Origin of the sequence: Synechococcus sp. H55.7, assembly GCF_047462395.1 — a bacterium.
Lineage (GTDB): Bacteria > Cyanobacteriota > Cyanobacteriia > Thermostichales > Thermostichaceae > Thermostichus.
The window spans coordinates 26,902-53,154 of the sequence record NZ_JANSJD010000003.1 but is presented as its reverse complement, the minus strand read 5'-3'; the positions used below and the strand labels follow the sequence as shown (position 1 = coordinate 53,154).

Annotated in this window: 24 protein-coding genes and 1 tRNA gene; 13 read left to right on the top strand and 12 right to left on the bottom strand. The window is 58.7% G+C overall.

Annotation, left to right across the window (positions count from 1 at the left end):
* Positions 1-4 precede the first annotated feature (4 nt).
* On the bottom strand, positions 5-3,967 hold the full coding sequence (locus NW851_RS02045) for a magnesium chelatase subunit H (protein ID WP_414336814.1): 3,963 nt from the start codon (positions 3,965-3,967) through the stop codon (positions 5-7).
* A gap of 214 nt (positions 3,968-4,181) precedes the next feature.
* A complete protein-coding gene (locus NW851_RS02040) occupies positions 4,182-4,748 on the bottom strand; it encodes a phage integrase N-terminal SAM-like domain-containing protein (RefSeq protein WP_414334328.1) in 567 nt (188 codons plus the stop codon).
* Positions 4,749-4,922: 174 nt separating this feature from the next.
* Here NW851_RS02040 and NW851_RS02035 point away from each other — a divergent pair, with 174 nt between their 5' ends.
* The 3 genes from NW851_RS02035 to NW851_RS02025 all read left to right on the top strand — a co-directional run bounded on the left by NW851_RS02035 (position 4,923) and on the right by NW851_RS02025 (position 7,197).
* Positions 4,923-5,255, top strand: a complete 333-nt coding sequence (locus NW851_RS02035) for a hypothetical protein (protein ID WP_414334327.1) — start codon at positions 4,923-4,925, stop codon at positions 5,253-5,255.
* Positions 5,256-5,330: 75 nt separating this feature from the next.
* Entirely contained in the window at positions 5,331-6,275 is a 945-nt protein-coding gene (locus NW851_RS02030; protein ID WP_414336812.1) for an ADP-ribosylglycohydrolase family protein, read from the top strand.
* A gap of 214 nt (positions 6,276-6,489) precedes the next feature.
* Entirely contained in the window at positions 6,490-7,197 is a 708-nt protein-coding gene (locus NW851_RS02025; RefSeq protein WP_414334324.1) for a type 1 glutamine amidotransferase, read from the top strand.
* Here the strand turns inward: NW851_RS02025 and NW851_RS02020 are convergent.
* The gene (locus NW851_RS02020) at positions 7,159-7,341 is read right to left on the bottom strand and encodes a hypothetical protein (protein ID WP_414334323.1); all 183 of its coding nucleotides are present in this window, start codon (positions 7,339-7,341) and stop codon (positions 7,159-7,161) included. The genes NW851_RS02025 and NW851_RS02020 overlap by 39 nt on opposite strands.
* 162 nt (positions 7,342-7,503) lie before the next feature.
* Here NW851_RS02020 and NW851_RS02015 point away from each other — a divergent pair, with 162 nt between their 5' ends.
* A complete protein-coding gene (locus tag NW851_RS02015) occupies positions 7,504-8,082 on the top strand; it encodes a Uma2 family endonuclease (protein WP_414336809.1) in 579 nt (192 codons plus the stop codon).
* Positions 8,083-8,365: 283 nt separating this feature from the next.
* On the opposite strand, the gene NW851_RS02010 is transcribed toward NW851_RS02015, so the two are convergent.
* Positions 8,366-8,439: transfer RNA gene (locus NW851_RS02010), tRNA-Asp, on the bottom strand.
* Between the two features lie 49 nt (positions 8,440-8,488).
* On the opposite strand from NW851_RS02010, the gene NW851_RS02005 reads away from it, so the two are divergent.
* Positions 8,489-8,977: a hypothetical protein gene (locus tag NW851_RS02005; protein ID WP_414336807.1), complete on the top strand. Its 489-nt coding sequence runs from the start codon at positions 8,489-8,491 to the stop codon at positions 8,975-8,977.
* 43 nt (positions 8,978-9,020) lie between these two features.
* Here the strand turns inward: NW851_RS02005 and NW851_RS02000 are convergent, their stop codons facing one another.
* Positions 9,021-10,676: a protein kinase domain-containing protein gene (locus NW851_RS02000; RefSeq protein ID WP_414334317.1), complete on the bottom strand. Its 1,656-nt coding sequence runs from the start codon at positions 10,674-10,676 to the stop codon at positions 9,021-9,023.
* A 282-nt stretch (positions 10,677-10,958) separates the two neighbouring features.
* On the opposite strand from NW851_RS02000, the gene alaS reads away from it, so the two are divergent.
* Positions 10,959-13,628, top strand: a complete 2,670-nt coding sequence (alaS, locus tag NW851_RS01995) for an alanine--tRNA ligase (RefSeq protein ID WP_414336806.1) — start codon at positions 10,959-10,961, stop codon at positions 13,626-13,628.
* Positions 13,629-13,770: 142 nt separating this feature from the next.
* Here alaS and NW851_RS01990 read toward each other — a convergent pair whose 3' ends face one another.
* Positions 13,771-13,989 carry a hypothetical protein gene (locus tag NW851_RS01990; RefSeq protein WP_414334313.1) on the bottom strand — a complete coding sequence of 73 codons (219 nt, stop codon included), beginning with the start codon at positions 13,987-13,989 and terminating at the stop codon, positions 13,771-13,773.
* Positions 13,990-14,491: 502 nt separating this feature from the next.
* On the opposite strand from NW851_RS01990, the gene NW851_RS01985 reads away from it, so the two are divergent.
* Positions 14,492-15,175 carry a CBS domain-containing protein gene (locus tag NW851_RS01985; protein ID WP_414336804.1) on the top strand — a complete coding sequence of 228 codons (684 nt, stop codon included), beginning with the start codon at positions 14,492-14,494 and terminating at the stop codon, positions 15,173-15,175.
* Between the two features lie 109 nt (positions 15,176-15,284).
* Here the strand turns inward: NW851_RS01985 and NW851_RS01980 are convergent, their stop codons facing one another.
* Both NW851_RS01980 and NW851_RS01975 read right to left on the bottom strand, forming a co-directional pair.
* Positions 15,285-15,686: a YraN family protein gene (locus tag NW851_RS01980; protein ID WP_414336802.1), complete on the bottom strand. Its 402-nt coding sequence runs from the start codon at positions 15,684-15,686 to the stop codon at positions 15,285-15,287.
* Between the two features lie 33 nt (positions 15,687-15,719).
* The gene (locus tag NW851_RS01975) at positions 15,720-15,842 is read right to left on the bottom strand and encodes a hypothetical protein (RefSeq protein WP_414335069.1); all 123 of its coding nucleotides are present in this window, start codon (positions 15,840-15,842) and stop codon (positions 15,720-15,722) included.
* A gap of 421 nt (positions 15,843-16,263) precedes the next feature.
* Between NW851_RS01975 and NW851_RS01970 the strand changes: the two genes are divergently transcribed.
* On the top strand, positions 16,264-16,857 hold the full coding sequence (locus NW851_RS01970) for a TMEM165/GDT1 family protein (RefSeq protein ID WP_414336800.1): 594 nt from the start codon (positions 16,264-16,266) through the stop codon (positions 16,855-16,857).
* Between the two features lie 227 nt (positions 16,858-17,084).
* On the opposite strand, the gene NW851_RS01965 is transcribed toward NW851_RS01970, so the two are convergent.
* The 3 genes from NW851_RS01965 to mgtE form a co-directional block, all read right to left on the bottom strand.
* The gene (locus tag NW851_RS01965) at positions 17,085-17,786 is read right to left on the bottom strand and encodes an MgtC/SapB family protein (protein ID WP_414335071.1); all 702 of its coding nucleotides are present in this window, start codon (positions 17,784-17,786) and stop codon (positions 17,085-17,087) included.
* Positions 17,787-17,820: 34 nt separating this feature from the next.
* Entirely contained in the window at positions 17,821-18,018 is a 198-nt protein-coding gene (locus tag NW851_RS01960; protein ID WP_414336799.1) for a hypothetical protein, read from the bottom strand.
* A 104-nt stretch (positions 18,019-18,122) separates the two neighbouring features.
* Positions 18,123-19,490, bottom strand: a complete 1,368-nt coding sequence (gene mgtE, locus NW851_RS01955; RefSeq protein WP_414336797.1) for a magnesium transporter — start codon at positions 19,488-19,490, stop codon at positions 18,123-18,125.
* 765 nt (positions 19,491-20,255) lie between these two features.
* On the opposite strand from mgtE, the gene wecB reads away from it, so the two are divergent.
* The 4 genes from wecB to NW851_RS01935 all read left to right on the top strand — a co-directional run bounded on the left by wecB (position 20,256) and on the right by NW851_RS01935 (position 24,880).
* Positions 20,256-21,383 (top strand): non-hydrolyzing UDP-N-acetylglucosamine 2-epimerase, encoded by a 1,128-nt coding sequence (wecB, locus tag NW851_RS01950; RefSeq protein ID WP_414335074.1) that lies wholly within the window; start codon positions 20,256-20,258, stop codon positions 21,381-21,383.
* Positions 21,384-21,493: 110 nt separating this feature from the next.
* The gene (locus NW851_RS01945) at positions 21,494-22,063 is read left to right on the top strand and encodes an ureidoglycolate lyase (protein ID WP_414336795.1); all 570 of its coding nucleotides are present in this window, start codon (positions 21,494-21,496) and stop codon (positions 22,061-22,063) included.
* Positions 22,064-22,714: 651 nt separating this feature from the next.
* Positions 22,715-23,839, top strand: a complete 1,125-nt coding sequence (gene ftsZ / locus NW851_RS01940) for a cell division protein FtsZ (RefSeq protein WP_414335080.1) — start codon at positions 22,715-22,717, stop codon at positions 23,837-23,839.
* Positions 23,840-23,908: 69 nt separating this feature from the next.
* Positions 23,909-24,880, top strand: coding sequence for a D-alanine--D-alanine ligase (locus tag NW851_RS01935; protein ID WP_414335076.1), 972 nt, complete (start codon positions 23,909-23,911; stop codon positions 24,878-24,880).
* Between the two features lie 19 nt (positions 24,881-24,899).
* On the opposite strand, the gene NW851_RS01930 is transcribed toward NW851_RS01935, so the two are convergent.
* The gene (locus tag NW851_RS01930; RefSeq protein ID WP_414336793.1) at positions 24,900-25,391 is read right to left on the bottom strand and encodes a hypothetical protein; all 492 of its coding nucleotides are present in this window, start codon (positions 25,389-25,391) and stop codon (positions 24,900-24,902) included.
* Between the two features lie 159 nt (positions 25,392-25,550).
* On the opposite strand from NW851_RS01930, the gene bchM reads away from it, so the two are divergent.
* Positions 25,551-26,216 carry a magnesium protoporphyrin IX methyltransferase gene (gene bchM, locus NW851_RS01925; protein WP_414335078.1) on the top strand — a complete coding sequence of 222 codons (666 nt, stop codon included), beginning with the start codon at positions 25,551-25,553 and terminating at the stop codon, positions 26,214-26,216.
* The last annotated feature ends 37 nt before the right edge of the window (positions 26,217-26,253 follow it).

Here is a 26,253-nt window from a genome sequence, read left to right as displayed (position 1 = left end):
GCCCCTATTCCACCCCCTCGATCCGGTCTTCCACTTCTTGGTACAGCTCCTGCAGGCGCTCAATATTGGCCTGGGAAGTCTGCCAGTAGCCACGCCCGTGCACCTCCAACAGGGATCCGACGATGCGCCGGAAGGAGTGGGGGTTGAGGTTCATCAGCCGCTGCCGCATCGCCTCGTCCTTGATGAAGGTCTCGTTGGTTTCCTCGTAGATCCAGTTGTCCACCGCGCCTGCCGTGGCCGACCAGCCGGAGGTGTTCACCAGCCGCTTGGCGATCTCCCGCACCCCTTCGTAGCCGTGCTTGAGCATGCCCTCATACCACTTGGGGTTGAGCAGCTTGGTGCGAGCATCAAGGCGGATCGTCTCGCTCAGGGTGCGGATCTGGGCGTTGGGCGTGGTGGTATCCGCCATGTAGGCCGAGGGGGCCTTGCCGTCCGGGCGCAGGCTCTGCACCAGCTTGGTGGGATCCGAGTCGAAGTAGTGGCTGACATCCGTCAGGCTGATCTCCGAGGAATCCAGATTCTGGAAGGTAACGTCCACCGTTTTCAGGCTGGCCTCAAAAAGCTGCCGCATCTGCTGGTTGGGCAGATTGGAGCCGAAGGCAAAGGACTTGCGGGATAGATACATCTCCCGCAGCTCGCTCTCGTCTTCCCAGGAGCTGTTTTCCACCGCCAGGTTGATGTTGGCCGAGTAGGAGCCGGAAGCGTTGGAAAAGACCCGCGTTGCTGCCTGCTCCAGCGTCAGCCCCAGCTCCTTGGCCTGCTGTAGGGCGTGCTTGCGCACAAAGTTCAGCTCCAGCGGCTCGTCGGCCAAGGCCGCCAGCTTCACCGCCCGGTCGAGGAGAGCCATTTGGTTGACAAAGAGATCCCGGAACACGCCGGAGCAGTTGACCACCACGTCGATGCGGGGCCGCCCCAGCTCCGCCAGGGGGATGAGCTCCACCTTGTTCACCCGCCCCAGGGCATCCGGCTTGGGACGCACCCCCAGCAAACACAGCACCTGGGCTAGCGATTCCCCATAGGTCTTGATGTTGTCCGTGCCCCAGAGCACCACCGAGATGGTTTCCGGGTACCTGCCGCCGTTGGCGCTCAACTCGCGGGCTAGCAGCCGCTCCACCACGATCTCCGCCGACTTGATGGCCGCTGCCGTGGGGATGGACTGGGGATCCAAAGCATGGATGTTGCGCCCCGTCGGCAACACATTGGGGTTGCGGATGGGATCCCCGCCCGGCCCCGGCAGGATGTACTCCCCTTCCAAGGCCCGCAGCAGCGATCCCAGCTCGTAGTCAGCCGTAATTTGCTTAAGGCACTCTTCCAAAAACTCAAACAGAGGCTTGAGCAGCTCTGCATCCACCTGGGGATAGCCCGCCTCCTTGAGGGCCACCAGCCAGGGCGCCTGCCGCCCCATGTTGAAGAAGTTGAGCTTAGCTACCCTGGAGACCCGCCCCTGGGCGTCGGTTTGCTCCTGCACCAGGGCCGCCACTGCCTTGTGGCAGGCCTTGTTGATGCGATCCAGCAGCTCCGTATCCGCCAGGTGCCCCCGATCCCGGTTGCGGTAGATCTCGTCGATATCCCGGCCCAGGCTCTGGGCAATAATGCGCGGCAGGCCAAGGATCCCTTCTTCTGGGCGGTCGATGCTGGCGATGCTGACCAGGGTGGCGATGGCTTCCTCTGCGGTAGGGGGCGCCCCGATCACATGCAGCCCACAGGGCAACAGCCGCGACTCGATCTCCATTAGCTTGGCGTAGAGCTGGCCCACCACCGTGTCCCGTTCTTCCAGGGTGAGCTGGCCGGCATCCACCGTCGGCAGCTCCACGTCCTTGTCCAGGTTGACCAGGCGCGCCTTGTCACAGATGGCGTTGACAATGGCAATGCCCCGTGCCCCCTCCCGCAGGGTTTGGTAAGAGCCAATCAACTCCCGCAGCTCCTGCAACCCCTTGTAGAGGCCGGCATTTTCTGCCGGCGGCGTCAAGTAGCTGATGGTGCAGGCGTAGCCGCGCCGCTTGGCGATGGTGGCCTCGCTGGGGTTGTTGGCCGCGTAGTAGTACAAGTTGGGCAGGGATCCAATCAAATTATCCGGGTAGCACTCGCCCGACATGCCGATCTGCTTGCCCGGCATGAACTCCAAAGAGCCATGGGTGCCAAAGTGCAGCACCGCATCGGCTCCCCAAACTTTCTCCAAATAGGTGTAGTAGGCGGCAAAACCGTGGTGGGGGCTGGCCGACCTGGAAAAGAGCAGCCGCATGGGATCCCCTTCGTAGCCAAAAGTGGGCTGCACCCCGATGAACACGTTGCCAAAGTGCTTGCCGTAGATGAGCAGATTCTGCCCGTCGGTGTTCAGGTGCCCTGGGGGTGGCCCCCAATATTTTTCAATGGCTTTGACATAGGGCGTCAGGGCCTCGTATTCCCGCACCGACAGCTTGGCAGCCACGTTCAGCTCCGGGCTGGCGTACTGGGCCTGGGCATCGTGCAGGATGGCCTCCATCAACTCCTGCGGCGTTTTGGGCAGCTCTGGCCCCAGGTCATAGCCGTTGTGGGCCAGCGCCTGCATGACGCGGTGGATGGAAGCAAACACATCTAAGTAGGCCGCCGTCCCCACATTGCCCTTGTCCGGCGGGAAGCTGAAGACGGTGATGGCAATTTTCTTCTCCAGCTTGGGCTTACGCCGCAGATTGGCCCACTTGATGGCCCGCGCCGCAATCAGCTCAATCCGATCCTGTAGGGCATGGGCCTTGCCGGTGGCGGCGTCCCGGCCCGAGAGGATGATGGGATCGATAGCCCCGTCCAGCTCAGGGATGGCAATCTGCAGCGCCACCTGCACCGGGTGTAGGCCCAAGTCACTAGTGGCCCATTCCTCTGTGGATTGAAACACCAAGGGCAGCGCCACCATGTAGGGGCGATTGAGCCGTTGCAGCGCCTCCACGGCTTTGGGGTGATCCTGCCGCGCCGGCCCGCCCACCAGGGCAAACCCCGTCAGCGACACCACCACATCCACAATTGGCGTCGTCTTCTGCTCGTTCCAGAAAAACTCGTTCACCGGCTTGGAAAAGTCCAAGCCGCCGGCAAACACCGGCACCACCCGCGCCCCGCGCGACTCCAGCTCTTGCACCATGGCCACGTAGTGGGCATCGTCCCCCGTCACCAGGTGGGTGCGCTGCAGCACCAGCCCCACACAGGGGGCCAGGGGATCCTTCACGTCTTCTGGCAGATCCTCGCGGGCGTTGTACCAATCCCAATACTCCGCCAGGCTGGCAAACATCTGCGGCGCCAGCGGGTGCCAAATGCCCATCTCCAAATAGGTGACCGGCTCGGCAAACTTAACCTGATCCCGCATCCCCGGCAGGTAGCGATCCGCCAGCATCAGCAAAAAGTTCTCCAGGTTCTCGCGGGATCCCCCCAGCCAGTACTGGAAGCTGAGCATGAAGTTGCGGGCATCCTGGGCCTTGTCAAAGGGCAGGTACTTCAACACCTTGGGCAGCGTCTGCAGCAGTTTCAGCATCCCCTCTTGGAAGTTGGATCCCTGTTGGCGCTTGCGCATGAACTGGGCAATGGCGCTCTTGGATTGGCCCAGTTGCGCCATGGAAAAGGATCCCAGCTTATTAAGGCGCATCACCTCTGGCATGGAGGGGAACACCACCACCGCATCCAGCCGCTCCCGCAGGGGTTCTACTGCCTGTACCACCTTCTGGGCAATGTCCTCAATGAAGATCAAGGAGCCGATAAAGACATTGGCCGTCTCCAGATCCCGCCGGAAAGCCTCATACCCCGCGGGATCCCGCAGCTCCTCCACCAAGTAACCAGACAGCTCCACCGCCAGCTTGGGGTTCTGGGCATTGATGCGCTGCACCGCCGCCGTCAGGGCACTCTGATACTGCGGCTCCAACACCACGTACACCACCTTCATCAGTCGGCGCCCCCCCAGCTCAGCAGGGGTTACGTGGCGGGTGATGGGCTTAACCAGAGTAAACATGCAGTCGCTCTCCCTTGTGCAATGCAAAAAAGCAAGTGGGCCGGGAATGGGCATTCTTCCCTAGCGCCTGTTTCCCGTTCTACCAGAGAAACGGAACTGGGTTCGTTAAGAGCCGTTACACATGTAACAATTCGCAATTTACCAGCTCCACTCCCGCTCTGCCTTGGGATACTTGCGCTCCAAAGCAAAGGGCAATATAGACAGAGCCGTATCCTTATTCCAAGTCCTGCTGATGTTGTCGCTTGACCCAGGGCAAGTGTTCTTGCAAAGGTTCCACTAGGGTTTCTGGCAGCATCGTTAACCGGCTCTCCATCCCTTTACTATTGCGAATCGCCAGTTGCCGTTGGGCAAAATCCACATCTTTAACCCGGAGCTGCTGAGCTCCTGCCAACCTCGAGCCACTGCCATACAGCACCTGCACCACCAAGCGATAGATCCCAGACAGATGCACAATGACAGCCTTGACCTCCTCAGGGGTTAAGACCGTAGGCAAATAGCTTGAGCGCATGGCTCGTACGGCGTCTAGGTCAAGGTCTAGCTCCAGATGCAAAACTTCTCGGTAAAGGAACAACAGCGCACTGAGAGCTTGGTTCTGCGTGGACGCCGCCACCCTCTCCTCCACCGCTAAGTGGGTTAAGAAGGCATTGATCTGCTCGCCACCCATCTCCTTGGGGTGTCGCTTGTTGTGAAACAAGATATATCGACGGATCCGGAGAAGATAAAATTTCTCAGTCTGGTAGGAGTAGTGCTTGACTCGGAGAGCATCACTGACCTGCTCCAAAGGTTGTTGGTGAGGGGGCGCTGGGGTTGGTGGGTAGTAGAGGCGAATAGCGAAAAATTTACATAATATAACAAATCACTGCACCCGACTGGATGCTAGGCTATCTTCAGCACTCTAAGTCATTGACGGCGGGTGAGTTCAACTGATAGGAGTCCTTCCGACAAAGTGCCAGTTATGAAAAGCAACTATGACCTGACAACAAGAGATGGCTTTCGGAGCGCAATCAAAGATCTCCTTGAAATTCCTGTTCTTGGCCAAATTTATGCTCCGTTCTTTTGGATCGCTGATAAGGTCTTCGATTTTCTAGAACCTGGTAAAGCCGTAGAGAAGCAATCGAAGGTAGCCGTTGACCTAATCAAGGCGGGCAAAGAACACGGGGCAAAGCGGATGAAAATTATGATGGATGAGCAGGCAGGCTTCCATCTAGATGTCCCCATTGAGGGGGTAAAAGTGAATGTTGGTGCTGGTAGTAAAGGAAAGGTTTTAATAGATATTGAGTACTCCTAACTCATCGCTGCAGGCGCGACGGCCCTGACGGGCCGCGGACTGAGCTCAAACGTTACCCCACTTGGGAGAACACAGATGCAGCGACAAGACCGTTTCCGCGGGTGTCTTCTCGGTCTTGCCGTTGGGGATGCTATCGGCACTACCGTTGAGTTTCGCCCACGGGGAAGCTTTACACCGCTGACGGATATGGTCGGTGGAGGTCCATTCCATCTCCGTGCAGGCCAGTGGACTGATGATACTTCGATGGCGCTTTGCCTGGCAACCAGCCTTGTTGAGTGCAACGGGTTCGACGCTCATGATCAAATGAGGCGTTATTGCAAGTGGGCCGAGACGGGTTACTTGAGCAGTACTGGGACATGCTTCGACATAGGTTCTACGACCACCTCTGCATTGCGCAGGTTTCGCCAGACAGGAAACCCCTTTGCCGGGTCAAGCGATCCGCGCTTAGCCGGCAATGGATGCATAATGCGGTTAGCGCCGATTCCTATGTTCTTCTTCCCGGACCTGCAAGCAGCAGAACGATTTGCAGCGGAGAGTTCCCGAGTTACTCACGGTGCGGCGGAATGCCTAGACGCTTGTCGTCTTTTGGCGCGGATCATTTGTCGGGCGTTATCTGGTAGCTCAAAGGATGAGGTTGCTCTGGGTGACAGCCAGACATTCGTGGGGGCCGAGAAGATCGTTGCGATTGCCCGTGGAGCCTACTGTCAAAAGCCGGAAGATGAGATACGCGGCTCCGGGTATGTGGTGGACAGTCTGGAAGCGGCGATGTGGTGTTTCGTTCGTTCCCACAGTTTTGAGGAAGCGGTTCTCATGGCGGCAAATCTAGGCGACGATGCCGACACAACCGCTGCGGTATGTGGGCAAGTGGCAGGAGCGTACTATGGTGTACAAGGAATTCCTGTCGCCTGGCTAGAACAGCTTGCGTTACATTTGGAAATTGCGGATCTCGCTGACCGGCTGTACAGCGCGAGCAAGAAGAGAGCGGCATACCGTTATGTTGCCAGCCCTAATAGCTTGTGAGTGATGAGAAGGGATCCCATCTCGTCTACTCTTTACTCCTAGCAGAGATAAAACCGGAAGCAGTGACCGCTTAGGGATCCCCAAGCACGACGCAATCGGCAGATCGAGAAGAACTTCAGCCTTGGGAAACTTGACCTTACTAATCCCGGAAGCACTGCCAGCAAGGGAATCCCAGGAGCTATGCTGGACTGCGGTGTTAGTCATTGAAATCAGTATGCGTGCCTACTACTTACAACATGTGCCGTTTGAGGGTCTCGGCTACATAGAGTCCTGGCTCAAAGCCAAGGGATATCCGGTAACGGGCACAAAGTTTTTTGAATCGACGAGATTGCCTAGCCTGGATGAATTTGACATGCTCATCGTCATGGGCGGCCCTATGAGCGCCAATGATGAAAGGGCGTTTCCTTGGCTAGTGCAGGAGAAGGGGTTTATCCGCAATGCCATTGAGGCCGGTAAGTCGGTTTTGGGCATCTGTCTGGGGGCACAACTGATTGCCAGCGCAATGGGTAGCCGAGTGTTTCCAAATCCCGTTAAGGAAATAGGTTGGTGGCCGGTACAAGGGGTACAGCCCCCTGATGAGCTAACCTTTCGCTTCTCGCCCTCAATTGAGGTTTTCCACTGGCACGGGGAAACTTTTGAGCTGCCACCCGGTGCAATTCACCTTGCCAAGAGCGAAGGCTGTGAGAACCAGGCCTTTCAGCTTGGGCGCTCAGTGATCGGCCTCCAGTTTCACTTGGAAACCACGCCAGAAGCGGCGCAAGAGCTTGTCTCCCACTGCCGCGACGAACTGTTGCCATCTACATATGTGCAATCTGAGGCAGCCATTCTTGCAGCTCCACCCGAAAAGTACCAAGCAATAAACAGTTTGATGGGTGAGGTGCTCTCATTCTTGTGCAGTCGTGGCAGAACCGACCACTTCTAGGGGCACTTCAGCAGGGGCCGCGGTGTAGCGGTGCAATTCTTCTAGGGCCAAGTTGAGCTTGTACATCGGGTCTGAGGTGCGGTAGTTCGGCTCCAGGTGAGTCCGAAACTGTGGCGGCAGGGATCCCGTGGGGCGAAGATTCAAAAAAGTCGTCGCTTAATTTTTGATTCAGGATCCCCTGCTCGGCAGCAGTCTACTCCAATTTGCTGGCGAACAAAGGGCCGGTCGCTAGCTCGCCTGTCGGTCTCCAAGGCAAAACGCCCTGCAATTTATAGACAATAGACAAATAAACGCCCAATTCCTGCCATGACGACTTTGACGCTCAATTTAAGCCCTTTGATAACCCTGACGCGGGCGAATTTTATCCGGCTTTGTGCCGCTAATCCTGAGCTGAAGTTGGAACGCACTGCCCAAGGAGAGCTGGTCATCATGTCTCCAACCGGGGGAGAAACGGGCCACTGGAGCGCCGAGATCACCACAGATCTAACTCTTTGGAATCGGCAATCGGGCCGGGGCAAAACATTTGATTCCTCCACCGGCTTTTCTCTGCCTTCGGGCAGCGACCGCTCTCCCGATTTAGCCTGGATCCCGATTGAGAAGTGGGAAGCTTTGGATCCGGAAGCCCGTCAGGGCTTTCTGCCCTTGTGCCCCGATTTTGTGGTGGAGATCCTCTCGCCCACCGACTCTTGGACTCAAACTCAGGCCAAGATGCAGGAGTACATGGACAACGGCTGCCGGCTGGGATGGCTGCTGGATCCCAAGAGCAAGCGGGCGATGATCTACCGGGCAGGGAAGGCGCCGGAATTGCTGGAAGACCCGCAAACTCTCTCAGGGGAAGAGGTGCTACCCGGCTTTACCTTGCCCATCCGCCAGATCTGGTCTTAGCTGCATCCTGCAACGTTTAGGGCCTACGGCCCGCTAGCGGGAAGGGAACCGGCTCCTCGCAGACACAATTCAAACCTACGATGGCCCTATCTACATTGCCGATGCCGTTTGCAACACGCCCTGCCCATGGTCATTCCAAAGGAAAACATCCCGCTGCTTCCGGTCTTTGGGGGAATGCAGCCACCCTCCTACGAGCGAGGGAAAAGAGCCTGGGAGCGGTCAGCGCTGCGTGGCCATAACGAGACTGCAGGAAACTTCCTAGGTTAGAGTGTGTTCGGGAGTACGGGGCTGACGGGGCTCGAACCCGCAACTTCCGCCGTGACAGGGCGGTGCTCTAACCAATTGAACTACAGCCCCAATCGCTGCGAATATCTATTTTGAATCTGGATGAGGATTGTTGTCAATCATGGTGGTGAGTCTGGCAGGGCAGGCCGCAGCCCTTGTGGATAGCGCTCCGCAAAATGGGATCCCAGCAGCGGTGATGCAACAGGTGGCGGATGTGCTCACCCAGGTGGCCCAACATCTGGATCACCTGCAATACACCACCTTGCGCTATCCCGATGGCGGCTGGCTGACGGTGCGGGTGGTAGAAAAGCCCGACCAGACAGAGTTCTCGCCGGGAGGCGAACCGGTCAGCCATGTGTGGATCCCGGCTTTTGGCCACCTGGAAGACGCCCAGGCCACCCTGGCGGAGCTGAGGGAGCGAGCGCCGGAGTTGGAGACTGTGTCTTTTGGGGTTTTGGAGCTGTTGTTCTTGGCGTTGGGCTTTTCCCGGGCTGATGGCATTGTCTTTTACGACCAAGTTGGGAATCGGCAGCAGGGCAAAACCGTGGCCTGCCGAGCTCTGACAGAACAGGTCAACCAATCCCTTCGCAGAGGGGCCTCCCCGGCTTAATGACACTTATCACAAAGCCGGATCCCCGCTCTGCCACCCCCTGTCAACTCAAGATGGCCCCCTGTCGGCGGGCAAACTTCCGCAGCTTCTCGTCCATCCGTGCCCCCCGCAGATCGGCTTTGCAAAAGTTGGTAAAGCGCTTGCTCTGGTCTTCTGGATGGCGAGCCAAACGAACCCTACCGGTCACAGACCAGAGCACCGAGCTGGCCACCAAAAAAGCGATCCCAGCCGCTCCCAACGCATAAACCAAATCACCCGTGGTCAGGCGGACCAGCAAAAAGGCCAGGATACCCGAGCCCAGCAGCCCCCCTAAGCCCGCCAGGATCCCTCCCAACGTCTTGGCCGATCCAGACAGTCGACCCAAAACCTGCAGCCAATAGGGTTGAGGGGTGTTGAAGAGGATGCCGCGCAGATCCGCCCCCTGCAAGTTGGCCCCTGAGAAATCGGCTCCACGCAGATCAGCCTGGCGCAAATCGTAACCGGCTAAGTTTTGGTTGGCAAAGGACTTTCCCCGCAGATCGGCCCCCGCCATGGAAGGGATCCGCGGTGGAGTGGCCGGCTTGATCCGCCCGCCGCTGGTGATGCTGCTGGCTCGGCTCACTTGGGCGAAACCGGTGCTGCTCCCCCACTCAGAGGGGATGGCTACCGGGCTGCCGCCCGTCATTCCCCCCGCGCTGGACTGAGGGAGAGGAGTGGGCGAGAAACCGCCGGAGCGGTGCTTGGCCCAATAGCCGGAGATCACCGAGGAGCCTGGAGACAGGGGAGAGTCGGACAGCACAATGGGCTGGGAGATGGGGCCGCCTACCTTCTCCACCGGGATCCCTTGCAACGCCCGCAAAACCTCGGTAGCGGTGGCAAAGCGCTGGTTGATGGCCGGCTGCAACATGCGGTGCAAAATGGCGTCGAATTCGGGGCTGAGCTGTAGGCAATCCGACCAATCCCACTCCCCCGTCTCATGGTTATAAAACCTGGCCGGAGATTGCAACGTCATCAGGTTGATACAGGTAGCCGCCAGAGCGTAGAGATCGCTGGAGGGACCGACCGCCTGGCCGGCCACTTGCTCTGGGGGAGAAAAGCCAAGGGAGCGGATCGCAGTCACCTCCGCCGTCTGCTCCTGGGCTGGCCCCAGCTCCTTCACAGCTCCAAAGTCGATCAACACCAGCCGCTGATCCTCCTTGCGGCGAATGAGGTTGGCTGGCTTAATGTCGCGGTGAACGGTGTTGTGGCTGTGGACATAGCTGAGGATCAGCAGCACCTCCTGCATCACCTGCCGGGCCTGTGCTTCCGAAAAGGGCCCATGGCGACGCATTTCCTGCGAGAGGGTAATGCCCTGGATAAATTCCTGCACCAGGTAGAACTTGCCACCTTCCTGGAAGTGGGCGTAGAGCTTGGGGATCTGGGAATGTTCGCCGAGGCGCTCCAACACTTGGGCCTCGCGATTGAACAGCTCCTCCGCCAACTTGGCCAGTTGCGGGGATCCCTCGACCGGGCGCAACTGCTTGATCACCCGCCAAGGTTTGGAAGGCATGTCCTCATCGCGGGCCAAGAAAGTAGCGCCAAATCCCCCCTGGCCGATGCGCTTGAAGGCCCGGTAGCGGTTGCGCAGCAGGAGGGGATGGCCACAGGCGGCACAGGTGGAGGCGTCGGCCGGGTTTTCCGGTTGCAAGCAGGCAGGGTTAAGGCAGTAGCAGTTGGACATACCTTTGGGGTTACCGGCTGGCGATCCGGACAACCGACACAGAGCCGAGAACTGGACAGGCCAGTTGTGATAGATACATACAGGTTAGACCAAGGAGAAACAAATTTTGCACAACTGCCTCAGCTAGGCTGATTCTAGCGTCTGCCCCCCCTGGGGATAATCGGAGAAATCGCTTAGTTTTCCGCGGATGAGGGCGGGGGAAACAAGGTCAAGACAACAAGGGCTAGACTGCCCCGCAGGCAGAAAACTTAGAATTGATAAATACACCCATCTTGCCCTGTCATGTTTCCAGCTCTTTCCGGTGCTGCCATTCGGCAAACGTTTCTGGACTTCTACGCCCAGCGGGGCCATCAGGTGTTGCCCAGCGCTTCCCTGGTGCCGGAAGATCCGACGGTGCTGCTGACCATTGCCGGCATGTTGCCCTTTAAGCCGATCTTTTTGGGACATCGGGATCCAGAGTACCCGCGGGTTACAACCGCCCAAAAATGTGTGCGCACCAACGACATCGAGAATGTGGGGCGAACGGCACGCCACCACACCTTCTTCGAGATGCTGGGCAACTTCAGCTTCGGCGACTACTTCAAAAAAGAGGCCATTGTCTGGGCCTGGGAGCTGGTGACGGAGGTGTTCGGCCTGCCGCCGGAACGGCTGGTGGTGAGCGTCTTTCACGAAGATGAAGAGGCTTTTGCCCTCTGGCGAGATGAAGTAGGGATCCCGGCCCACCGCATCCAGCGCCTGGGAGAGGCGGACAATTTCTGGGCTGCTGGCCCCACCGGCCCTTGCGGCCCTTGTTCTGAGATCTACTATGACTTCAAGCCGGAGCTGGGGGATGAGCGGATCGATTTGGAGGATGACTCCCGCTTCCTGGAGATCTACAACCTGGTGTTCATGGAGCTGAACCGGGATAGCGAAGGTCGCCTGATGCCGCTGGCCAAGCAAAACATTGACACCGGCCTGGGGTTGGAGCGGCTGGCCCAGGTGCTGCAGGGGGTGCCCAACAACTACGAGACCGACTTGATCTTTCCCATCATTCAAACGGCGGCTGAGATCGCCGGGCTGAACTACGCCAAGGCCGACCCAGAGCAGCAGATCTCCCTGAAGGTGATCGGGGATCACGCGCGGGCGGTGATGCATTTGATTGCCGATGGGGTGCTTCCTTCCAATGTGGATCGGGGCTATGTGCTGCGGCGGCTGATCCGGCGGATGGTGCGCCACGGGCGGCTCTTGGGGATCGGCGAGCCTTTTACCATTCCGGTGGTAGAGACCGCGATTCAGTTGGCCGAGGCTGCCTATCCTCAGGTGCGGGAGCGAGAAACCCTGATCAAAACCGAGCTGCAGCGGGAAGAGGAGCAATTTCTCAAGACCCTGGAGCGGGGGGAACGGCTGCTGCTGGATCTGTTTGCTGCCGTCGAATCTTCCCCTGGCAACGGCGGCTCGCCAAAGCAGATCTCCGGTGCCGACGCTTTCAAGCTCTTCGATACCTACGGCTTCCCGCTGGAGCTGACCCAAGAAATTGCCCAGGAACGCGGCTTCAGCGTGGATCTAGAGGGCTTTGAGCAAGAGATGGAGAAACAGCGGCAGCGGGCCCGCGCCGCCCACCAGACCATCGACCTGACGGCCCAGGGATCCCTGGACGAGCTGGCCGATTTTCTCAGCCAAACAGAGTTTTTGGGCTACAGCCAATCTTCTGCCCGCGGCGTGGTCGAGGCCCTGTTGGTGGAAGGAAAATCGGTGCCCCAAGTGGAGGCAGGGCAAGCGGTGCAGATTGTCTTGGATCGCACCCCTTTCTATGCCGAATCTGGCGGGCAAATCGGCGACCGTGGCTACCTCTCCGGCGACGGCTTGCTGGTGCGCGTGGAAGATGTGCAAAAGCAAGGGGATCTGTTTGTTCACTTTGGCCGGGTAGAACGCGGGATCCTGCGGGTGGGGGATCCGGTGCAAGCTCAGATCGACTTGGCCTGTCGGCGGCGCGCCCAGGCCCACCACACCGCCACCCACCTGCTGCAGGCAGCCCTGAAAAAAATTGTCGATCCCTCCATCAGCCAGGCGGGATCCCTGGTGGCCTTTGACCGGCTGCGCTTTGATTTCACCCTCTCCCGACCCGTCACCCCCGCGGAGCTGGAACAGGTTGAAAACTTGGTGAACACCTGGATTGCCGAGGCCCATGCGGCTCAGGTGGCCATCATGCCCTTAACGGAGGCCAAAGCCAAAGGAGCCGTGGCCATGTTCGGGGAAAAATACGGCGCCGAGGTGCGGGTGATCGACTTTCCGGGCGTTTCGATGGAGCTGTGTGGTGGCACCCATGTCAACAACACCGCCGAGATCGGCCTGTTTAAGATCATCGCCGAGACCGGGGTGGCTGCCGGGATCCGTCGCATCGAGGCTGTGGCCGGGCCGGCGGTGCTGGAATACCTGAACGAGCGGGACAAGGTGGTGCGGGAGCTGAGCGCCCATTTCAAGGCCAAGCCCCAGGAACTGCCGGAGCGGGTCGCCGCCCTGCAGGCGGAGCTGAAGGCCGCCCAAAAAGAGCTGGAGGAGGTGCGCAGCCAGTTGGCTTTGCTGCAGGCCGAACGTTTGTTGTCCGCGGCGGCTGCCGTCGGAGATCTCAAGATCTTGGTGGCGGAACTGGGATCCACCCCCGCCGAGGCCCTCAAAACCGCCGCCGAGCATCTGCTCCACAAGCTGGGGCAAGGGGCGGTGGTGCTGGGCTCGGTGCCGGAAGCCGGCAAGGTCAGCCTAGTGGCCGCCTTTAGCCCGGCGGTGCAGCAACTTGGCCTGAAGGCAGGCTCCTTCATCGGCGAGATCGCCAAACTCACCGGGGGGGGCGGCGGCGGACGGCCCAACTTGGCCCAAGCCGGTGGCAAGCAACCGGAGAAACTGGCAGAGGCTTTGCAGGCGGCCCAGGAACGGTTGCAAGCAGAGCTGATCGCGGCGGCGGGGCGGAGCTCTTAACTTCCTTCTCCCCCTGAGAGAGGGCGGAGGGGAGGGAAGCGGCCCGGAGCGCTCGCGGTGCGTCTCCCACCTGAACCGCTGGCGGCTGTCCGGCCAAGATCCCCTCTATTGACAGCGCGCTTTGAGGTGAACTCAGGTGAACTTAAATGCCGTCGTAGGGAACGGTGTCTCCGTACCCAAGATGCTCCTCGTCTGATGAGGCGGTGGGCTGCTGCTCTTGTGAAGAATCTGCCGGCTCCCCCTCATCCACCAACACCAGCACCCGCACAAGTTGATTTTTGGGCAATTGTTCCTGCGCCTGCACAGGCAAAATCAGTTGACCTTGGCTGTCGGTGCGAGCCCAGAACTCGTGTGCTTTCATGCTATCTACCTGGGATGGCGGGGAAAGAAAATCTTATACCAGCTTGCCCCAGGCTCTGCCGCAGCCACGGGATCCCTACGCCAAGCTCGCAACCCAGCCCGCATCCGTTGCCGCTTCTGGGCGCGCAGAAAAGAGCCGGGGATCCTGCCATCCCAAATGAGAATGGATCGGCTTCCAATCCTTCCCAACTTGACAGTGCTTCAAGCTGCTGAGGGATCCCCACTTGGTTGTTTTGCATACATGGGCCCAATCCTCAAAAAGACGGGGCTGTAGACCCAGCTTTTGAGTAAAAATTCTTCCTGCTTACAGTCTTGATGCAAATCTTGCCTGTCGTGTCTGAGGGCTGCATCGCAAAGCTGTTAAGATCGGCTCAGCACAGCGATGCCGATCAACAAAAATGCAAGTCAAGAGATGGTTAAAAATCAGTTAAAAACTGGAAATCTCTGGGTTAAGCATTCCAAGACGCATCGGTGTCATCTTGCACTTTGGAGCTTGTTTGGCAATGGTTAAGAGTTTGTTTTCGCTGGGCCGCTCTGCCGTCCTGTTGAGTTTGGGGTTGGCCTTTGTAATGGGATCCCCAGCTTCATCGCCGGTCTTTTCTCAGAGGAGAGCCGGGGCAGAGGGTAAGGTGATCCGGCCTGCTGCCTCGACCAATTTTTACTCGCTATTTTTGGCCGAGATCATCAACGAGGGGTTGCGGGAACTAGGCTATCAGGTTGAGCCCACGCAACAGCTTCAGGTGGCTTTGGCCCATGCCGCTCTGGCCAGCAACGACGTAGATTTTCTCACAGCCCATTCTCTTTCGGCTGCGGCTGCCCAAATGCGCGAGCATGATCTCAGCACTCTGTATGTATTGGATCGCCAGGGGCGTCCTGTGGGGGTTTTATCTCCGGCGTCTCTGGAACAGGCTCTACAGGCAGGAGAGGAAGATATCCACACAGCAATGCGGACAGACTTTCCTCAAGTTCAGGCTTCCACCAGCTTGGAGGAGCTATTTCGCTACTGGGATCGAGAAGTTCCCATCGCCGTTGTAGATCGAGAAGGGCGCTTCAAGGGCGTAGTGGAACAAGCGGAGCTGTTTTCGGTGGTCGGTCGTCTGGGCCAATCTTGTATCCCATCCAAGGCCTACGGCCCGCTAGCGCGAACGGAAAGGGATCCGGGGGAAGACTCTCTTTTCGCGGTCTAACTAACCATGATCTTCCTGGCCAGAAAAAAATAGGCCAGGGCCGCCACACATCAGCCACTTGGATGATCCTATTGAGGCCGGTAGTCTTGACAAGCAAGGTGAGTTGGCCTCAAAAAATCTCAAAAGCTGCTTCCAGGTAATCAACCAACACATAGCTTGCCCCTTCTTGAGAGGACCGGCGCTCTATCAAGGCGACATCAAAGCGGCAGGACAATTCGCAAAAGTGAGGATGCTGACTCAAGAAGGCCTGGGCAGCTCGGATCAAGCGTCGCTGCTTGGGGATCGCAACCGCCAAAAGCCCACCTTGATCCCAGCTACCGGGGCTGCGGGTTTTCACTTCTACAAAAATCAGCACATCTGCTCTGTGGGCAACCAGATCCAACTCACCCCAACGGCAGCGCCATTGCTGAGCCAGGATCTGCCAGCCTTGCTGACACAGATATTGCCGCACCCAGCCCTCTCCAGCATCGCCTGTATTCTGGCGGGAAGCTCTTCTGGGCAAGGGATCCATGAAAAAATACCAAGAAAAAACCAGTGCTCAGCTCTAGTGGGCGGAGCCATTGCCGTGATATTTGTCGGTGTCGTAAAAGCCGTTGCGGGTGCCGAAGTAAAAACTTGCCAAAGAGAGGGCAAGAGCAACCCCCACCAAGACTAGCTTTGCATCCACGTGGTCTTCTCCTGATTTTTTCTTGAACCGTGACCATGATAACCTGTCTCTCCTGCATAGTTGCGGGAAGCAGCATCAACATCGGCAAGGCACGGCATGTCAGGGATCCCAAAGGGCTACGGGCGCGAACGGAGAGCTTTTCTTGATGAGCTGAGCATGCTACCATTCAGGCTGGAAAGGGAGTAGTCAGGCGGCTTACCGCCCTCTGCATCGACATACTGGCTGAAAACAGCCCGGTGCAAGAGACAAGGCAAGCAGAGGATCTTGCTTTGGTGACGAGACTTTCACTGAGTTCACGCGGAGGTGAGCTTGGTGAGTCCGTCTGACTTCTCCAGCCTTCGCCTCCAGGTGTGAGCCAATTCCACACACAAGAGAGGTTGGAGGCTAAACAATGTGGGCTGGTTTTGCGTCCAGTTTGTTATTGGTCACGGTAGCGGAATTTGGGGACAAGACCTTTTTTACCCCCCTGATTCTGGCTATGCGCCACCCGCGCCGCTGGGTTTTTTTGGGAACGTGGCTGGCTTTGGCCGCTATGACCTTGCTGGCGGTGGTGGCCGGGAAAGTGCTTTTTAAGCTGCTGCCACCCCTGGGTGTGCGAGTGCTATCGGCTGGAGTTTTCGCGGCTTTTGGACTAAGAATGCTCTGGCAAGCTTACCAAATGACTCCCCAGCAGGAGAAGGAAGAAGAGAAAGAAGCCCTCAGACTGGTGGAGCAAGCCGAAGCAAAAGGCGCTGGCCACGGCGGGGCTTGGGCTGTTGTGTGGGAGGCCTTTAGCCTGACCGCCTTGGCCGAGTTCGGGGACAAAACTCAGATTGCTACCGTTTCTTTGGCAGCCACCCATCCGGGATTGAGTGTCTGGGCAGGGGCCACCCTCGGCCATGGGCTGATGGTGGGGTTGGCGGTGGTGGGTGGTCGCTTCTTAGCAGCCCACATCTCTGAACGGGCTGTGCATTGGGTGGGGGGCGGCTTGTTTCTGCTGTTTGCGTTGGTAACCAGTTGGGAATTGTTAGGGTAAACGATTGTAGTTATTTCAAATGGTCATGAAACAGTTTGTTGCATCAGTGAAGCGGAGCACCGAGGAGTGTAGTCGGGTTTGAAATAACCACAACTATAGGATCTGCTTCCGCTTGGACTACAAAATCTCCTCTCGCCTCATATCCCAAGGGTCCGCTCTGTGTTGAGCTGGTCACATTCTGCCTTTTGGCTATAGAACTTCCATGAAGTCGGGAGAAAAAGTTCGGATTATCCAAATTCCTGTTCGATGATCCGCCAGCGGGCAGTAATCACTCCTGGCTCTAAGCTGAGGCGGCTGACAACCTGTTCTAGAGCCTGGTCATCGCGGGTTTGAGTAACCAGCTCCGCTTCGACTTTAACGAGGTCGGGCTTGTTCTCCAGATCTTCGCTGTAGAGAGCTCGCAATTTGAGATGGGAAGGGGCTATGCCCTGCAGCAGCAGAGCGCGCAGGTGGGCTTCCGCATGGCTTTTGCAAATAAATGAACACTCATAGACCAGTTCCAGTTCTGTGCCTTTGAGGGGCTGCTGGTTGATGCGGTAGCCCAGGGGGCGCAGCAGAATATTGGAAATCAGCACAGCTCCTGCCCCAATAGCGGCTTGGGGAATATACCCCGCCCCGGCAAAGGCTCCCACGGCAGCCGCACACCAGATGGTGGCAGCGGTGTTCAAGCCGCGCACGCTGGCCCCTTCTTTGAGGATGACGCCCCCGGCCAAAAAGCCGATCCCCGACACCACCTGGGCAGCAATGCGGGTCGGGCTGCTTTCATCAGGAGTGAGAACTGAGAGCATGACAAACAAGGCTGAACCGGTGGCCACCAAGGTGTTGGTGCGCAGGCCGGCCATGCGCTGCCGCCACTGTCGCTCCAACCCGATGAGGGATCCCAAAATAAAAGCAACCGTTAGGCGGAAGGTGAAGTCGATCCAGGTCATAGGTCAGGCTCCAGTTCTCGTGGAGGAGTGAGGGCTAGTCGGCTACATCTGGGATCCCAAGGGCTTTGGCCGCCTGTTCCAGAGCCTGCCAGAGGGTTTCCAGTTGAGCAAAGGCCACTTCTGGGGCCAGCTTACCACCTGTTTCTAAAGCGCAGGTTATGCTGACTCGATGGGCGTAGCGCTGCAGCAGCAACCGGAACTGAGCTGTGGTGGAAGGAGCTTTCAAGGTCATGGCACACCTCCTGAACGAATAATCGGATTCAATCTCAAACCAGCTCCCCCAGGCCGGGGGTAGCCTGGGAGCCGAAGTTGGACTGCAAGGGGAAAAGAGCGGCCTCAGAGCTCGACTTCAACGCCGACCAGCCAAGCTACCAGGGTGAAATACACCCAGAGACCGGTGAAGTCTTTGATGGTGGTGATGAAAGGGTCTGCCCCGGGAGCGTGGTCAAAGCCCAGCTTTAAGAGGATCCAGGGCAGAATCGCTCCCAGAAAAGCTCCCAAAGTCAACACAATGGCCATAGATAGGCCCACTGCGAGACCCAACTGTGGGATCCCATTGGGTGCTCCCTGCCAGAAGTAAGCAATCACCCCAGCCGCAACCCCTAGAATGACACCAATAATGCCGCCAATACTGGCTTCTCGCAGCAAGTAGCCAAGAAACTGCTTCACGTTGATATGGCCCCAGGCGAGACCACGGGCAAAGATGGTGGTGGATTGGGTGCCAACATTGCCGCCCATATCCATGATCACCGGGATGAAAACAGCCGCCGCTGTAACTGCCTGCAACACTTCCTCAAAGGTTTCAATCACTCCCCCCACCAACATGCCGCCGATCAGGGTGATGATCAAAAAAGTGAGGCGCAAACGCACAGAATACCAGCGGGATCCCTTGACCAGCCGCTCGCTCCACACCTTATCGCGGCTGAGCAAGCTAGCCACCCCGGCCTGGGCCAAAGCCGCATCCGTAGCCTCCTCTTCCACCAAGTTGATCACATCCTCAAAGGTGATATCCCCCACCAAGCGCCCTTCGCTGTCTACCACCGGAATGGCCGGCAAGCCGGAATCCTTAAGCAGGCGGGCTGCTTGCAAATCTCGATCGGTAACCCGAGCAACAATATCCGATCCTTCGATCAGCTCCCGAATGGGTAGGTCGGGATCCACTTTCACCAGCCGCACGGTGCGCACCAGACCTTTGTAGAACCGCTGGTCATCGACCGCAAAGATGACATCCAGCTCGTCGTCCCCCAGTTGGGAGTCGCGCACGCTGGCCAAAGCCGCCCCGACGGTGAGGGTATCGCGCACCGCCAAGTAGCGCAGGTTCATCAGCCGACCGGCACTGCGCTCCGGGTAGTTCAGCAGGATATTCACGGCTTCACGGGCTTCTGGGCTGAGGTTGGCGATCAGCCGCTTGGTAACTTTGGCCGGCAGCTCCTCAAATAGACGCACCCGCTCGTCTGGGGGTAGGGCTTCCACCAGCCGGATCACCTCTGGGTCTTCCATGCTGCGGATGAGATCGGCCTGTTCTTCGGGCCGCAGATACTCAAATACCGCCATAGCTTTGTCTTTTTCCAACAGGCGAAAAGCCAAAACCCGCTGCCGTGGAGAAATCTCCATTAACTGCTGCACCAGCTCGGCAATAGGGGCACGATTGGCCGCTCGCTTGGCGGCTTCCAAAGAGGCGGGAGAGAGAAGATCGCGAAGCATGTTTTGCCGCATAACAAACCTCCGAAGGTTGAAGTTAGCCGGATAAAAGACCCGGAGGGCAACGGCCAACTCGTGCTCCAAAGCTCATGGGAGCCCTGAAGCTGAACGCCTCACAAAGCCTTAGACCCGACTCGAAGCCCAAAAGCCCAAGTCGATAAAAGGGATCCCCTGGCCCACGAACACCTACAAAAGCCAAAGCCAGGGGAAGTCCCCTTTGAAGCACTCCTGATTTTCCCTTTTCCGATGCTCAGGTCGAGCTCTGCTCAGCCCATCTGTTCGTCGCCGACCGAGAGAGCCACCCAAGCCAGAAGCTATTTGAGAAAGCTCTCCTGCCCCTTCGCGTTGGCGAAACGGGATCCTCTCAAGCGACGACTGAAGCTGTCAGCGGGAAAAAGGAAGACACCAGTAGGATGTAGGTCTCCAAGGATTTGATCCCCGAAGAGCGATCCTTGCCGGCCAGTGCTACAACTGCCAGAAGCGTCCATGGTGTTGAACGTTTTCCTCCAAGAAAGTTGAACCGGAACAACCCGGACAGCCTGAAGAGGATCTCTTCAGCCCTTTTTAGGCTAGTTGCCAAAGGGGGATCCCGTCAACCTTTTTCTGTCCGGCATATCCGGTGAACGATCAGCGGAGTGGCTGGGGAGCTAAGATCGGGGTAGGTGAACAAGAGAGCACAACCTCTTCCGGGTTCTGCTCCCAGCCTGACTGAGCAAAATCCCTATCCTGGCGGCTTGTGAGCTTGGGGAAACCGCTGCCCATAAACCTATGGCCACCCTTCCCCTGGTTTCTGTGATCTTGGGCACGCGGCCCGAAGCCATCAAGCTGGCCCCGGTGATCCAAGCCCTGCGCGCCAGTCCCCATCTGCGCACCGAGGTAATCTTGACCGGGCAACACCGGGAGATGGTGGATCAGGTGATGCAACTTTTTGGCCTGCAGGCGGATCGGGATCTAGGGATCATGCGTCCCCGCCAAAGCCTGACCGATATCACCGAAGCCACCCTGCGCGGCCTTGAGCCTTATTTTCAGGAGCGCCAGCCCCAACTGGTTCTGGTGCAGGGCGACACCACCACCGCCTTCGCTGCTGCTCTGGCCGCTTTCTATCAACGCATCCCGGTGGGGCATGTGGAAGCCGGCCTGCGCACGGATGATCTCTACCATCCTTTCCCCGAAGAGGCCAATCGCCGCCTCATCTCCCAGTTGGCCAGCCTGCACTTTGCCCCCACCCCCCAGGCGGTGGAGAACCTTAAGCGCAGCCACGTGGTCGGCTCCATTTACTGCACCGGCAACACCGTCATCGATGCCCTGCTGCAGGTGGCCTCCCTCGGGCTCCCCTGTCCCATCCCTGGCCTGGACTGGGAGCGCTATCGGGTTTTGTTGGTTACCGTGCACCGGCGGGAAAACTGGGGGGATCCCCTCACAACCATCGCCAAGGCCCTGCTGCAACTTTTGGCCGAGTTCCCCGATACCGCCCTTCTGTTGCCCCTCCACCCCAACCCGGTGGTGCGGGATCCCCTGCAGGCCCTGTTGGGATCCCGGGAGCGGGTTTTTCTCACCGATCCCTTGGACTATCCCTGCTGGGTGAGCGCCATGCAGCGCTGCACCTTCATTCTCAGCGACTCCGGCGGCATTCAAGAAGAGGCGCCAGCTTTGGGCAAACCGGTGCTGGTGCTGCGGCAAACCACCGAACGCCCGGAAGCCGTTGCCGCCGGCACCGCCCGCCTGGTGGGCACCCACCCCGAAAAAATCCTGCAGGCGGCCCGAGAATTGCTCACGGATCCCCAGGCCTATGCCCGCATGGCTCAAGCCCAAAACCCCTTCGGCGACGGCACTGCCGCCCGGCAAATTCACCACATCATCGAGCGGTGGCTTAACTCGCAAGGCCCCAAAAAATAAACAGGAACTGAGGAAGCCCAGACCGTTACTGGGAAAACCGTTTCTTTACCTGTCGCTTTTATTAAGATGGCCAGTTAAATGGACTCTGAAGCGAACAAAGAGCAAGAACCATGAGCACAACTGCCACCACCGTTGTCCGGGTGCCGATTGTGGAGGCAACCCCTGAAAATGTGCGGCCCTTTGGCCAACTGCTGGGGGACGATGTAGCCCATCCCGGGTTGGGGATCCCTTTTTATCAGGGGCGTGTTTTAGAAGGGCAGAACATTGACTTTCAATACACCGGCAAGGCCGTTATCCGTACTGCTAAGATCCTGCCCGGCTACCCGCCTGTGCTCTGGTTGGAGCGCCACCTGCGCATGACCCAGTTGTTTGTCGGCCTGGGGCAGGAGCCGTTCATCATGGTGATGGCTCCCCCCAACCATCCCAAAACCCTCCCCGATCTCGACAAAGTGCAAGCCCTGCGATTCCCCCCTGGGCACGGGCTGCTGCTGCACCGCGGCACCTGGCACGATTTCCCCGTCGCCGGCGAGCGCCCCGTTGTCGTGCTGACCGCCAACTCCGAAGAAGTGGTAGAGGCCCTGGCCAGCATGACGACGGCCCAGGAAATGGATCAGGGGGACGTGTTTAAAATTTCCCTGCCCCAGCGGCTGAACGCGGAGATCCATTTGCAGCCGCTCTAAGCCTATGGGCGGATCCCTGACGGCAACCCCCCCACTGACTCTTTCGGCGCGGAAGCCCTCGGGTAGTTTGCAGAATACCCAAACCTCAGCATTAAAAATCGGCAAAAATTGGCGATTGGTCTGCCAGGCTCTAATTGGGAGGGGTGAGTATTATCGAATACTCTGAAAAGAAAACGCAAGGTTAGCTTTTAGGCAAGCGCAAGCTCGGCTCTGACCGAAGCGCGCTGGGGGCAACAGTTTGCCCTAATTTGGGCTCTACCTACTAGGTGTTCGGGAATACATACCCTTCGATAGGAACCTCGCTTGTACAAAAGAGGAAGCTTAACTGCGAGAGAAGATTCATAGGCAAAGTACGAAAGCTGCATCCGCCTATGAAGATCCACAAACGTCTTCACCGTTGGCATCGGGGGAGAGTTGCCTTATATTAAATCAGCTAGCATGTTCAATATTTGCCAGAATTAAGCTATCTTGAGGGCTGACATGCCATCCAACAATTGGTCGGACTTCCATCCCCCCAATCCTGGGCAGGGTTTGGAGCAAGCCCAGTCAACGCCTTCCCCCTGGAGTGAGCGCTACGTGGGGGAGGACTCTCAGGTCGAGTACGAGAGAAACGGAGCCCAGACCAAGGCGGCGGATCATCCAGAGGAGAACATGCCGAGCAATGCCGCGAAAATTAAGGTGGTGGGCGTAGGGGGGGGAGGTGGCAACGCGGTCAGTCGGATGGCGGCCAGCAACCTCAAGGGTGTTGAGTTTTGGAGTATCAACACGGATGCTCAGGCCCTTGCGCAGTGCTCGACATCAACGGTGAGCCGTCTGCAAATCGGGCAAAAGTTAACCCGCGGGCTGGGGGCAGGCGGCAACCCGGCCATTGGTCAGAAAGCCGCCGAAGAGTCCAGCGAAGAAATTGCAGCAGCTCTCAAAGGGGCAGATTTGGTCTTTATCGCCGCCGGCATGGGAGGGGGCACAGGGACAGGGGGAGCGCCTGTGGTTGCCCAGATTGCCAAGGCCAGCGGCGCCCTGACGGTGGGGGTGGTGACGCGGCCTTTTTCCTTTGAGGGCAAGCGGCGCACCAAGCAGGCTGAAGAAGGGATCCAAGCGCTGCAGGAGGCGGTCGACACCCTGATCGTGATCCCCAACGACAAGCTGCTCTTGGTGATCTCCGAGCAAACTCCTGTGCACGAGGCTTTTCGCGTCGCGGACGATGTCTTGCGTCAGGGGGTGCAGGGCATCTCCGACATCATCCTCATCCCCGGCATGATCAACGTGGATTTTGCCGATGTGCGCAGCGTGATGGCCGATGCTGGCACCGCCCTGATGGGCATTGGCATGGGATCCGGCAAGTCCCGCGCCCGCGAAGCCGCCATTACCGCCGTGTCTTCTCCCCTACTGGAAACTTCCATTGAGGGGGCCAAGGGCGTGCTCTTTAACATCACCGGCGGGCTGGATCTGTCATTGCACGAGGTCACAGTAGCGGCTGAGATCATCGCCGAGGCAGTGGATCCAGAAGCCAACATCATCTTCGGCACCGTGCAAGACGAGCGTATGCAAGGGGAGGTGCGCATCACCGTCATCGCCACCGGTTTTGACGGATCGCGGGCCGCCGCCAGCGCTTCTGCACCCAAAGCCTCTGTCGCCAACAAGGTGGGGGTGGGGACGCGCAAGCCCACCTTTCCTAGCCCTGAGCCATCGCCTCGACAGCCCCCTGAGCCTGAGCCCCCTGCTTCCGGGGGCTTGGACATTCCCGAGTTTTTGCGCCGCCGCCGCCCTCCTTCGTAGGGTAGAGTGGGGGGATGCGGCTATCCTGGTGCCGGTTGCTGAGAGTGGGGAGTGCTTTGGGGTTAAGCCATGAACATTGTTGTCTTGGCAGGGGGTCGTTCGGCAGAACGTCAGGTTTCTTGGGTAACGGGCAAAGCCTGTAAGCGGGCTTTGGAAGATTTGGGCCATCGGGTGAAGCTGATCGACCCGGAGGAGGATCTGCCGCTGCGCCTTTGGCAGGAACGGCAGGCCGGCTGCGACTTCGTCTGGATTGCCCTGCACGGCCCCGGCGGCGAGGATGGGGTGGTGCAGGGGATGCTGGAGTGGCTGGGCCTGCCCTACCAGGGATCCGGGCCGTTGGCCAGCGCTCTGGCCATGGACAAGCTGGTGTCCAAGCAGATCTTTCGCGGCGCAGGGATCCCCACCCCTGAGTGGCTGGTCTGGGATGAAGCGCAACCGCTCTCCTGGGCCGAGTGCGTGGCGCACTTGGGATCCCCGCTGGTGGTGAAGCCCAGCAACAACGGCTCGACGGTGGGGATCAGCATTGTCCAGGATGAGAGGTCATTTGCTCAGGGGCTGGAGTTGGCCAGCTCGGTCTCCTCGCGGGTCTTCCTGGAGCGCTACATTCCCGGCAAGGAGATCACCCTCTCCATCCTCTCCGGCCAGGTTCTCCCGGCGATTGAGATCATCCCCGCCCAGGGGGATTTTTACGATTATGAAGCCAAGTATGCCCCCGGCGGCTCGCGGCATTTGATCCCCTGTTCCCTCACGGGGTCAGGATTGGCCCGCTGCGAGGCGGCAGGGCTGAGGGCCTATCAGGTGTTGGGATGTGAGGGCCTGGCGCGGGTGGATCTGCGGGTGGATGCCGACGAGAACCCCTGGGTGCTGGAGGTGAATACGTTGCCCGGCATGACCCCCACTTCGCTTTGCCCTGATGCGGCGGCAGCTCTGGGCTGGACGTTTACGGAGCTGGTGGAGCGGATGCTGCAGGATGCCCTGCAAAGGGCGGCTTCGACTCGCCCAGCCCCGTCTGGATCCCGGCCTTCACCACAGCCGGCTTGATCCCCAGCCAGGCTGCTTTCTAGAGAAAGAAAAGGAGCAAAACCGCCACCCCCATCCCGACCATCAGCACCGCCGGCCACAGCCAGGCAATAGGGGATCCGCCTTTGCCAGCAGCTTTCTTGTCGGCAGCCTTTTCTCTGGGCTCAGGCTGGGGGCCGGCGGAATCGGGAGCAACCAGCGTCGGATCCTGCAGCAGCCGATTGCTTTGTTTTTCCAGCACGAGCGTGGTCTCCTCAGCACCCAAGAGAGGATCCCGCAGCGGCTCGGTTTGCTGCCACTCGTATTCGGAATGTCCCGAGGTGCGTCCATAGACCGTCACCTGCTCCAGGCCGGATAGGCCAAATGCCTCCAGCGCGGCTCGCACCTGTTGGGTGAGATGGGGGTAGTCGAGCTGGGTTTGCGGGGAGCGGTTGAGGAGAACGTGCAAATGGCCCTGGCGACGTTTGACGGCAATTTTGACAGGGACAGCCAAGCTGGCCTGCAACGCCTGGGCAATCTCAGCTTCCGTCATTGAGTTTTATTCCGGTGAAGGCAAGTTAATTCTAATACAGGCATGGGACAGGCGCTGGGAGTGGCGGCAGCGGCTTCGGGGTAAAATGTAATCCGCATCCCCAATCTGCCCGCCCAGGAGTGATTCCCCGGCAGATCCCGGCATACAACTAGCAGTCTTATGCAAGAAAAAGCCATCGTCCGCAACTATTTCAACACGGTCGGCTTCGAGCGCTGGCGCCGCATTTACGGCAACGAGGAAGTCAATTTCGTCCAAAAAGATATTCGACTGGGCCATGCCCGCACGGTCGAGACGGTGTTGCAATGGCTGGGGGATCCCTCCGGTTTGCGCATTTGCGATGCCGGCTGTGGGGTGGGCAGCCTTAGCTTGCCTTTGGCCGCCCGCGGGGCGCAGGTGTTCGCCAGCGACATCTCGGAGCAAATGGTCAACGAAGCGCGTCGCCGCCAACAGATGGAGCTGGGATCCACAGACAACCCCCAGTTTCAGGTTTTGGATTTGGAAGAACTGACGGGGGAGTACGATGTCGTCGTCTGCCTGGATGTGATGATCCACTATCCCGAAGCCGACGCCCTGCGCATGCTCAGGCACCTGACCGGACTGGCCAAGTCTCGTCTGCTCTTCAGCTTTGCTCCCAAAACTCCCTGGCTGACGCTGCTGAAGAAAGTGGGGGAGTTTTTCCCCGGCCCCAGCAAGACCACCCGCGCCTATCAGCACCGCGAGGCGACGCTGGTGGGCCACCTTGCCGAGTGGGGCTGGAAAGTGCAACAACGGCAAACCATTCAAAGCCGCTTCTACTTTGCCTGGCTGCTCGATCTGGTTCGCTGAAGCCGTCGCCCAGTTACAGTCGTTTTCAATGGCAATG